This is a genomic window from Paraglaciecola sp. (genome assembly GCF_030730205.1).
Lineage (GTDB): Bacteria > Pseudomonadota > Gammaproteobacteria > Enterobacterales > Alteromonadaceae > Paraglaciecola.
This window is the reverse complement of record NZ_JANQVQ010000059.1, coordinates 1-9,429: the sequence shown is the minus strand read 5'-3', so window position 1 is coordinate 9,429 and position 9,429 is coordinate 1. Positions and strand designations below refer to the sequence as shown.

Genomic DNA, 9,429 nt, shown 5'->3' with positions numbered 1-9,429 from the left:
TTATTTTGCCAAACAGGCAGCCGCCCTTCTGAAAGCTTAATCCTTAAACTTAAACCAAGCCACCACATTGCCAGTTTTTAGGTGATGGCTTGGTTTATACCAACAGATATTAGTGCCACAAAAACGCAGAAATCTGACGATCAAATAGCCAACCTGAAAATACTTTTTCAGCGCTAGTACTATGTTTTTTTGCGGCGCCAAAGCATACATGCAAAGGCATAAGATGTTCTTCACGAGCATGACAATATCTTGCCGCAGGGGCTGCTTCCCAATTAAGCAGGCGCTGCGAAGTTTGCTCTACAGGCCGTAACAATAAGGTGCTGGTTAGCCATTCGTCAAACACGATACTGTGTTGTTTTGACGCCGCTCTACCATGAAACGACATGCCAGAACCGACGATTAAGATGCCTTGTTCACGCAGTGGGGCAAGGGCTTCACCTAACTTTATATGTTTTGCGGGGTCGAAAGATTTCAATAAAGAGACTTGCACCACTGGAATGTTCGCTAGCGGATACATCAGCATAAGCGGTACAAATGTGCCGTGGTCAAAGCCTCTGTGTTCATCCAGTTGACTAGCGATGCCTTTGTTCGCTAACAACCTACTGATAGTCTGTGCCAGCTCAGGATTACCGGGAGCGTCATACCGATATTCATACGTTTCTGGCGGAAATCCACCATAGTCATACATCATGTCCGGAGCGGGGGATGACGAAATACGGACCTCGTTACTTTCCCAGTGAGCACTGATCATTATAATGGCTTTAGGTACTGGCATCCGCTGTGGTATGTCACGCAAAAACGTCACCAAGTTTGCATGTCCTGGTTCACCGAGCAGAGGCATCGGCCCTGCTCCGTGAGGTAGGTACAAAACAGGCATTAGTTGAGATGAGTGACTCATCTTAGGCAGCTTGTTGCTTACGTAGAGCAATGATGCCACCTAGTAAGGCGATCAAAATTATCGCAGGCACTGCGTTTGCAACGCTTTCATAAGCAACGTGAAAGTAGGTGGCGCCTAGCATAATGATAATCAGGCCAGATGCTGCATAAACACTCAGTTTTCGTAACCATAAGCCAATTGCACCGGCTAATTCACTTGCACCAATAAAATAACCAAACCAAACGGGCAAGCCCATTAAGGCAAATGATTTATGTAATTCTTCAACGCCGGCTAACTTTCCTAATCCTGCGGCTAAAAAGGCAAGAGTGCTAAGGCCTAACAAAACCCATAAGGTGATTTTTTTTGCTTTACTCATAATTAATTTCCTAACGATTGTATCTGTTTTTAAAAAAAGTTTGGGTACAGCCTTATCGACCAAGTTACGTGTTGATGGATAAGTGTGAATACTTGCAACAGAGTGTAATGAAGTCATAACTTAAAAAATATTGAACATTTATTAATTAGTTATAAACTAAATGTTTATGAGTTGGGGTGATAATGAAACTTGAACAGTTAGTGATGTTTAAGGCGGTAGCGGATTTCGGCTCTTTAAGCCAAGCCAGTCAAGCCTTACATAAAACCCAGCCCGCTATCAGTCAGGGAATTCGGCAATTAGAATCAATCTTAAATGTGCAATTATTTAGTCGCGCAGCATATCGTTTAACTTTAACTCAAGCGGGAAAAGCGGTGTATCAACATGCACAACGTTTGCTTGATGAAGCGGCGTCGTTAAAACAAGCGGCAAACAATATTGCTGCGGGCAATGAAATCAGTATTACTATAGCCATTGAAGCCGCTTTCGACTTAAAAGGCATATTGCCCTTACTTGAGAGTGTGCAAAGTCAATTTCCTAATACTCAAATTGTGTTAAAGCAAGAATACCTATCAGGTGCTTTGGATTTATTGCAGAAAAAACTGGCAACTTTATGTATTTCTCCCGCAGAAGGAGGCGTATTTCACCAAGGAAATTTCGAATGTCATCTTCTTAACTCTGGTGTGCTGGTTAATGTTGCTTCACCCCGTTTAGTCGCGCGCCATCCCCAGCTAGCTACCCGTACTGAATTGATCAATGAATATCAGATAGTGGTGCAAGATTCTGGCAGCGGTACACGGGATCGAGATTTTGGGGTGCAAGTAGGTCAACGCCGTTGGTATGTAAATGATTATGCGACTAAGCGGATGTTGATAGAAAGCGGCATGGGCTGGGGTAAATTACCGGGCAACTATGCTGAACAAGGCTTACAAAATGGCAGTTTAGTCAAACTTCAACTAACAGACATACAAAACGAAATAAAACTGCATTATCAAATTATGAAAAACAAAGATCAAACCTTAGGACCAGTAGCACAAACTTTATGGGAGCGTTTCAGGGCCTATACCTTCAATCAATTTTAATGGTCTGTTATGACTGACAAAGGAGTTTCCAGCCAACTTTATGCTGCTGCCACTTTTCATTGGCCAGTTCCGCATCAATCAGTGGGTGCGCTTTTAACCACCCTTCAGGAAACGTTAATATCCAATCATTGTCTTGAATGGTCAGTTTAATCTTGGGTAACAATTTATCTTTACGTCGAATTGATAATAAACATGCCAAGCGACTGAGGCGCAAAAGCACAATAAGTTTTTCACGTACTTCACTTGCAAAGGGCTGAAAATCATTCAGGTTTATATCACCCCGGTGATTCAATACTAATACTCGGATGCCATTTTGCAGTTGTTGGGTATAGCCCACCATTGGCACATGAGAGAGAATATAAGCGCCGTGTTTATGGTGTTGCTTGTATTCAATATGCAAACCCAATTCATTCAACATACTTGCCGCAATTAATGACGCTTCACAATCCACTTTCTTTAAATCTAACTGCTGCTGCACCTGTTTAAACAGCAGCAAAGCTAGATTTTTAACACGATGGGCGTGTTCTGCATCAATGTGAAATTGCTTCATCATCTGCTCTAGGGTTTCGGCCCTACGGTCATTCTGCTGCATATTATCCAACATGCCATAAATTAACCCTTCGCGCAGTGCGCCAGCAGAAATCTGCATGTTCTGAATATTAAGTTCTTCAAACAAGGCAATTAAAATGGCTAAGCCACTGGGAAATATCGCCCTGCGCGCTTCGGTCAGCCCAACAATATCTAATGCGTCAATGTTAACGCAATCAATACACTGCTGTTTAAGGTTATATAGATAATCTAAGCGTATAGAATCGCTAATGCCTTGAGTAATTAAGATTTCCGTGATCGCTTGGGGTGTGCCTGACGCCCCTAAACACTGTTGCCAGTCGAAACTGATAAAATCATCTTTAACAGGGGCAAGTAATGCTTTAGCGTTGTGAATTGCCTCTGTAAAGGCTTCGTCGGTCACCATGCCATCAGCGAAATAACGCTCTTTGAAAGTTACGCAGCCCATGTTTAAACTGGTAAGATGGATAGGAGTCATATCGTTACCAACAATAACTTCGGTACTAGCGCCACCAATATCGATAACCAAAGAATTACCTTGGTTAGCAGAAGTATAAGCAACGCCTAAATAAATTTGCCGTGCTTCTTCTTCGCCTGAAATGATATCGATTTTGTGTTGCAGTATGTCTTCGGCTTTGTCTAGAAACTGCTGGACATTAGCAGCGAGTCTTAAGGTTGCAGTGCCAACGACTTTAATATTCGCTAAAGGAATATCCTGTAATCGTTCAGCAAAGGTACTTAAACACTGCCATCCTCTTTCAAGGCTTGCCTCATCGAGATTCATGTTCTCATCAAGGCCAGCAGCTAATCTGACTTTTTGTTTAATTTTACCAATAATAGAAACACTGCCAGCAGCGACTCTGACGATAACCATATGAAAGCTGTTAGACCCTAAATCAACCGCGGCATAAAGTTGCTCTGGTTGATTAAATGGGCTGACTATTTCGTTTCTGTTGTTCATCTATTACGCTGTGGTCTTGGTCCTGATGGTCGTTTATTAGGGTGATTTCGACCACTTTGCATACGCTTTTTAAAGCGAGGCGCTGGCGGCGTAACATCCCGGATTAAACTTGTAGGATCATATTCTGTTACTGGAATTGAATGTTCCACATAGGTTTCAATGGCCGGCAAATTTAAGGCATATTTCTCACAGGCAAAACTGATAGATTTGCCGCTTTGTCCAGCTCGACCTGTACGGCCAATGCGGTGCACATAATCTTCAGCATCGTCAGGTAAATCATAATTAAATACATGACTTACCATAGGAATATGCAGTCCACGAGCTGCAACGTCAGTAGCAACTAATATGTCTAATACACCAGAGGTGAAGTTTTCTAAAATCTTCAGGCGTTTATTTTGCGGTACATCCCCACTTAACAAACCCACACGATGGCCATCAGCTTGTAGCCAATCGGCTACTTTTTCGCAACTATGTTTGGTGTTAGCAAAAACAATCGCTTTATCAGGCCATTCTTCTTCCATCAAACTAAGCAACAAAGGCATCTTGTCTTCGTCAGAAGGATAAAATAACTCTTCCTGTACGCGTTCAGCGGTTTTACGCTCAGGCTCAATTTGTACATGAGTTGGATTATTCATGTGCTCATATGCAAGTTCTTGCACGCGATACGATAGCGTGGCGGAAAATAACATGCTTAAGCGTTCAGTGGCTTTAGGCATACGGTTAAACAAAAAGCGTATGTCTTTAATAAAGCCCAAATCAAACATGCGGTCAGCTTCATCAAGTACAGCAACTTGTATACCCTCAAGGGAGAATATATTTTGTTTATAGTAGTCAATGATACGGCCCGTAGTGCCGATAATAATATCTACACCTCGTTGCAAACTATCACGTTGACTTTCATAACCTTCGCCCCCATAAATGAGTCCAAGGGATAAGCCCGTGTGTTTGCTAAGCAATTCAGCGTCATTAAAAATTTGCACTGCTAGCTCACGAGTTGGTGCCATAATAATGGCCCGCGGTTGTTTTTTATTTGGCTGCGGATTTGCCAGTAAGTAGTGAAATGTTGCCACTAGAAAAGCAATGGTTTTACCTGTACCCGTTTGGGCTTGGCCTGCGATATCGTGGCCAGCTAATAAAGGTGGTAAACTTAATGCTTGAATAGGCGTGCAATGATTAAAATTCGCTGCACTTAGCGCCTTGATGACTTGCTCGTTAATCGGCAAGTCTGAAAAATTTGTTTCGGTTAAATGTGTTGTTTGCATAGCTTATAGCTTATCTGTGCTTGCATTAAAAACCAGTTTCTATATAACAATCATGACCGCGCTGAATAAAGTCAGCGAGAGAAAAAATTACGGAGAAAAGAATGAGCGACAAAATTATCCAGTTGACTGACGATAGTTTCGAGGCCGATGTTATCAATGCTGCTGGTCCTGTGTTGGTTGACTTCTGGGCGGAATGGTGTGGTCCGTGTAAAATGATTGCGCCAATATTGCATGAAGTTGCTGACGAATTCGAAGGCAAAGTAACAGTTGGCAAGCTTAATGTCGATGAAAATAACGAAACACCACCAAAGTTTGGTATTAGAGGTATTCCAACTCTTTTATTGTTCAAAGGTGGGAATGTCGCCGCTACAAAAGTGGGTGCGTTATCTAAGTCGCAATTAGTAGAGTTTATAAATAGCAATATTTAATCTCGTTAAAGCCAAATTACAGAGCCTAGCTATGCTAGGCTTTTTTATTCGAATGTATCTGCAATAATGTGCCGCTTGATTCTGCTATTTAATCTTGCACAACTCAAGATGTTTTAAATTTTGAACAGTTTATTTGACACAAGGCACGACAAGGCGCATATTTTAGCTAGACGTTGCTGTTTTTTGGTGATAACTTTTAAACGTTCGTCCATGAACAGCCAGTTTTTGCTCAAATCAGAAATATGAATTAGTAAATACCCTTGAATTATTCAACCAAAGTTGCCAACAGGCAATCTTCAAGCATAAAGACCCACCAATATGAACCTAACGGAACTCAAAAAAAAACCGATCAGTGAACTTGTAGCCTTAGCCGACGAAATGAAGTTGGAAAATATGGCACGAGCTCGTAAACAAGATATCATTTTTTCAATTTTAAAATCTCATGCCAAAAGCGGTGAAGATATTTTTGGTGACGGCGTATTAGAAATACTGCAAGACGGATTTGGTTTCTTGCGTTCCAATGATGCATCATATTTGGCCGGCCCAGATGATATTTATGTATCCCCAAGTCAAATTAGACGCTTTAACCTGCGTACCGGGGACACCATTTCTGGAAAAATACGACCGCCAAAAGACAGCGAACGTTACTTCGCGCTGCTTAAAATCAGTGAAGTTAACTTTGACCGTCCTGAAAGCTCTCGTAATAAAATTCTTTTTGAAAACCTTACCCCTTTACATGCCAACGAACGTCTAACGATGCAACGTGGAAATGGCAGTAGTGAAGATATTACCGCTCGTGTATTAGATCTTGCCTCACCCATTGGCCGTGGTCAGCGTGGCTTAATAGTGGCACCGCCCAAAGCCGGTAAAACATTATTGCTGCAAAATATTGCTCAATCTATTGCTGCAAACCATCCTGAATGTGTGTTGATGGTATTGCTGATTGATGAGCGCCCCGAAGAAGTCACTGAAATGCAACGCCTCGTGCGCGGCGAAGTGATTGCTTCAACCTTTGATGAGCCAGCCAGTCGCCACGTGCAAGTTGCTGAAATGGTTATCGAAAAAGCCAAGCGCTTAGTTGAGCATAAGAAAGATGTGGTTATTTTATTAGATTCAATTACCCGTTTAGCCCGTGCTTATAACACCGTTATTCCTTCTTCAGGTAAGGTACTAACCGGTGGTGTTGACGCTAACGCGTTGCACAAACCTAAGCGTTTCTTCGGTGCGGCACGTAATATTGAAGAAGGCGGTAGTTTAACTATTATTGCCACTGCTTTGATTGATACCGGTTCTAAGATGGATGAAGTTATCTACGAAGAATTTAAAGGTACCGGTAATATGGAATTACACTTGAACCGCAAAATTGCGGAGAAACGAGTGTTTCCTGCAATTGATTACAACCGTTCTGGTACAAGACGTGAAGAGCTTTTGACTACCCAAGATGAGCTACAGAAAATGTGGATCTTGCGTAAAATTGTGCATGAAATGTCTGAAATTGATGCGATGGAATTTCTTATCGATAAATTATCGATGACAAAAACCAATGATGAATTTTTTGCCGCTATGCGCCGTCAAAAAAGCTAGTATTCAAACATCAGTAAACTGATTTTAAAATCCGCTGAAATTAAGGTTTCAGCGGATTTTTGCTTTTTGAGGCTGTAGCCTTTTACGTGTTTGCTTAAAAATCAAGCTGATGCGGACTTTAAGCTTTAAGCACACGGTCGACTTAGGCTACAATCTGCGTCCCTAAATTTTACTTAGTCAGCTAACGCTTCAATTTGCGGGCTAAACTTTCAACGTAAGTGAGAAGAATATGCCAAAAGTGGCAATAGTGATGGGCTCTAATTCAGATTGGCCAACCATGCAACAAGCGGCGATTATGTTAGATAATCTAGGTGTTAGCTATGTCGCCAAAGTCGTATCAGCGCACCGCACACCTAACCTTCTTACTGAGTTTGCAGAGCAAGCAGCAGAGCAGGGTTTCCAGGTCATTATTGGTGGGGCAGGCGGTGCCGCACATTTGCCGGGCATGATTGCTGCGCATACTCATTTACCGGTTTTTGGTGTTCCGGTGCGTTCTAGCCAACTTAATGGTATTGACTCGTTATTATCTATTGTTCAAATGCCTAAAGGCGTGGCGGTGGGTACGTTAGCCATTGGCGAGGCTGGGGCTGCGAATGCAGGTTTGCTGGCAGCACAAGTTGTAGCCTTACACGATAAAGACGTGCAACAAGCCATTATCAAATTTAGAGCTGAACAAACTGCCAAAGTGCTCGCTATCGAAGAATTAACGCTACCCCAACAATAACGTGGTGCTTTTGAAATGAGTATATTAATTTTAGGTTCTGGGCAGCTTGCCAGAATGATGGCGTTAGCGAGTTATCCTTTAGGATTACAAGTAAGAGCTGTAGATGTTAATACCCTTGAAGTTGTTGACCCTATTAGCAAAATAGTCAGTGAGCAAACTTTAACACAAGCAATAGATTCTGCTGTGGCCATTTCGGTTGAGTTTGAACATATTCCACAAGATTTACTTGAAAAAGTGAATGCTAGCGGCAAGCTCAAACCGAGCATAGAAGCCATTATGGCAGGTGCAGACAGAGTTAAAGAAAAACGCTTATTATCAGGCCTCGATATCGCCAATTGTCCATATCAAGTTATTACTCATGTTGAGCAACTAGATGCAGCGGTTGAACTCTTAGGCGAAAAATTGATAATCAAAGCCAGTCGCGATGGCTATGATGGTTATGGGCAATGGCGCTTGAGTGCTACCAGCGAATTACCCGCGCTAAAAGCGCAGTTGTCCTCGCTAGATCTGGTAAAAGTGCCTTTAGTGGTAGAAAAAATGCTGCACTTTGAACGTGAACTTTCACTTGTTGGTGTTCGCGATGGAAAAGGTAAAGTAGCCTATTATCCACTAGCAGAAAATTTGCATCATCAAGGCCAGCTCAGTGTCTCTGTCGCTCCAGCGCCTTATGTTGATGAAAAACTAGCAGAGCAAGCTAAAACAATTTTTAACAAGCTAGCCGAAGAACTGGATTATGTTGGTGTGTTGGCCGTTGAATTTTTCCAGTTAGGTGAGCAACTCTTGGTTAATGAAATAGCGCCCAGAGTACATAATTCTGGCCATTGGACTATGCAAGGTGCCGATACCTGCCAGTTTGAAAATCATATTCGTGCCATAGCCGGACTGCCTTTAGGCTCAACTGAAGTAACTAGCCCTACAGCGATGATTAATATTGTAGGTTGTAATGATTTCTCAAAAGAACTACTAAGCGTTGCTGGTACTCACCTGCACTGGTATGACAAAACAGTGAGACCAAAACGTAAAATGGGACATTTAAACATTTGCGCTGATAGTTATGCGGGTTTAGGTGAAAAATTGCAGAGTCTAACAGCCTATCTGCCAGCCCAGCACTTTCCGTTGCTTGAAAAAGAAGCAAACAGACTGGTTTGTGTTTAAAAGTTGAGCGAAAACTCGGAAAGGTTTTGACAAGCACAGCGTGATGAATAAAATGGCGCTCGCTTTAGGGCTACCGCCTTCGTTGGCAGTTACCAACATCCTAACGCAGCGTCACAAAGCGATATTTAACACGTTAATATCGCCAGTAAGGGTTACACCTTGTGCCGACTTAGCTCAGTTGGTAGAGCAACTGACTTGTAATCAGTAGGTCACCAGTTCGATTCCGGTAGTCGGCACCATTCCTCTTTTTTTCTATTTAAAAACCAAGATTACGCGCTACGCGCGCCAAGCATTCGCTATGCTTACTTTTAAAAGCATCGCTGCGCGACCGCAATCTATTGCGTTTTTCAACCGCCATCCCTGGCTGTCGAGCATACTTTTTTGCAACAGCTCAAAAAAGTAGCCAAAAAACGCCG

9 protein-coding genes and 1 tRNA gene are annotated in these 9,429 nt (G+C 42.4%); 6 read left to right on the top strand and 4 right to left on the bottom strand.

The genetic code is table 11. The features are described from left to right. Positions 1-109: 109 nt before the first annotated feature. Together NWQ57_RS05355 and NWQ57_RS05350 are read right to left on the bottom strand one after the other, a co-directional pair. A complete protein-coding gene (locus NWQ57_RS05355) occupies positions 110-898 on the bottom strand; it encodes a class III extradiol ring-cleavage dioxygenase (protein WP_306021104.1) in 789 nt (262 codons plus the stop codon). Position 899: 1 nt separating this feature from the next. After that, positions 900-1,253, bottom strand: a complete 354-nt coding sequence (locus NWQ57_RS05350; RefSeq protein ID WP_306021103.1) for a DoxX family protein — start codon at positions 1,251-1,253, stop codon at positions 900-902. A 182-nt stretch (positions 1,254-1,435) separates the two neighbouring features. Here NWQ57_RS05350 and NWQ57_RS05345 point away from each other — a divergent pair, with 182 nt between their 5' ends. Further along, positions 1,436-2,332 (top strand): LysR family transcriptional regulator, encoded by an 897-nt coding sequence (locus NWQ57_RS05345; RefSeq protein WP_306021102.1) that lies wholly within the window; start codon positions 1,436-1,438, stop codon positions 2,330-2,332. A 7-nt stretch (positions 2,333-2,339) separates the two neighbouring features. Here the strand turns inward: NWQ57_RS05345 and NWQ57_RS05340 are convergent, their stop codons facing one another. Then, complete coding sequence (locus tag NWQ57_RS05340) at positions 2,340-3,860, bottom strand: guanosine-5'-triphosphate,3'-diphosphate pyrophosphatase (RefSeq protein ID WP_306021101.1); 1,521 nt, start codon at positions 3,858-3,860, stop codon at positions 2,340-2,342. Beyond that, positions 3,857-5,122, bottom strand: coding sequence for an ATP-dependent RNA helicase RhlB (rhlB, locus tag NWQ57_RS05335; protein ID WP_306021100.1), 1,266 nt, complete (start codon positions 5,120-5,122; stop codon positions 3,857-3,859). The genes NWQ57_RS05340 and rhlB overlap by 4 nt, the downstream gene beginning before the upstream one ends. Before the next feature lie 101 nt (positions 5,123-5,223). Between rhlB and trxA the strand changes: the two genes are divergently transcribed. The 5 genes from trxA (at position 5,224) to NWQ57_RS05310 (ending at position 9,252) form a co-directional block, all read left to right on the top strand. After that, on the top strand, positions 5,224-5,550 hold the full coding sequence (gene trxA, locus NWQ57_RS05330; protein ID WP_306021099.1) for a thioredoxin TrxA: 327 nt from the start codon (positions 5,224-5,226) through the stop codon (positions 5,548-5,550). Positions 5,551-5,868: 318 nt separating this feature from the next. After that, a complete protein-coding gene (gene rho / locus NWQ57_RS05325) occupies positions 5,869-7,134 on the top strand; it encodes a transcription termination factor Rho (protein ID WP_306021098.1) in 1,266 nt (421 codons plus the stop codon). Positions 7,135-7,363: 229 nt separating this feature from the next. Continuing rightward, complete coding sequence (gene purE / locus NWQ57_RS05320) at positions 7,364-7,858, top strand: 5-(carboxyamino)imidazole ribonucleotide mutase (RefSeq protein WP_306021097.1); 495 nt, start codon at positions 7,364-7,366, stop codon at positions 7,856-7,858. A gap of 15 nt (positions 7,859-7,873) precedes the next feature. Further along, positions 7,874-9,013: a 5-(carboxyamino)imidazole ribonucleotide synthase gene (locus tag NWQ57_RS05315; RefSeq protein ID WP_306021096.1), complete on the top strand. Its 1,140-nt coding sequence runs from the start codon at positions 7,874-7,876 to the stop codon at positions 9,011-9,013. Between the two features lie 163 nt (positions 9,014-9,176). After that, a tRNA-Thr gene (locus NWQ57_RS05310) sits at positions 9,177-9,252 on the top strand. The last annotated feature ends 177 nt before the right edge of the window (positions 9,253-9,429 follow it).

Coding starts and splice junctions, on each gene's coding strand:
- NWQ57_RS05355 (WP_306021104.1), bottom strand. CDS start 898: ATGAGTCACTCATCTCAACTAATGCCTGTTTTGTACCTACCTCACGGA.
- NWQ57_RS05350 (WP_306021103.1), bottom strand. CDS start 1,253: ATGAGTAAAGCAAAAAAAATCACCTTATGGGTTTTGTTAGGCCTTAGC.
- NWQ57_RS05345 (WP_306021102.1), top strand. CDS start 1,436: ATGAAACTTGAACAGTTAGTGATGTTTAAGGCGGTAGCGGATTTCGGC.
- NWQ57_RS05340 (WP_306021101.1), bottom strand. CDS start 3,860: ATGAACAACAGAAACGAAATAGTCAGCCCATTTAATCAACCAGAGCAA.
- rhlB (WP_306021100.1), bottom strand. CDS start 5,122: ATGCAAACAACACATTTAACCGAAACAAATTTTTCAGACTTGCCGATT.
- trxA (WP_306021099.1), top strand. CDS start 5,224: ATGAGCGACAAAATTATCCAGTTGACTGACGATAGTTTCGAGGCCGAT.
- rho (WP_306021098.1), top strand. CDS start 5,869: ATGAACCTAACGGAACTCAAAAAAAAACCGATCAGTGAACTTGTAGCC.
- purE (WP_306021097.1), top strand. CDS start 7,364: ATGCCAAAAGTGGCAATAGTGATGGGCTCTAATTCAGATTGGCCAACC.
- NWQ57_RS05315 (WP_306021096.1), top strand. CDS start 7,874: ATGAGTATATTAATTTTAGGTTCTGGGCAGCTTGCCAGAATGATGGCG.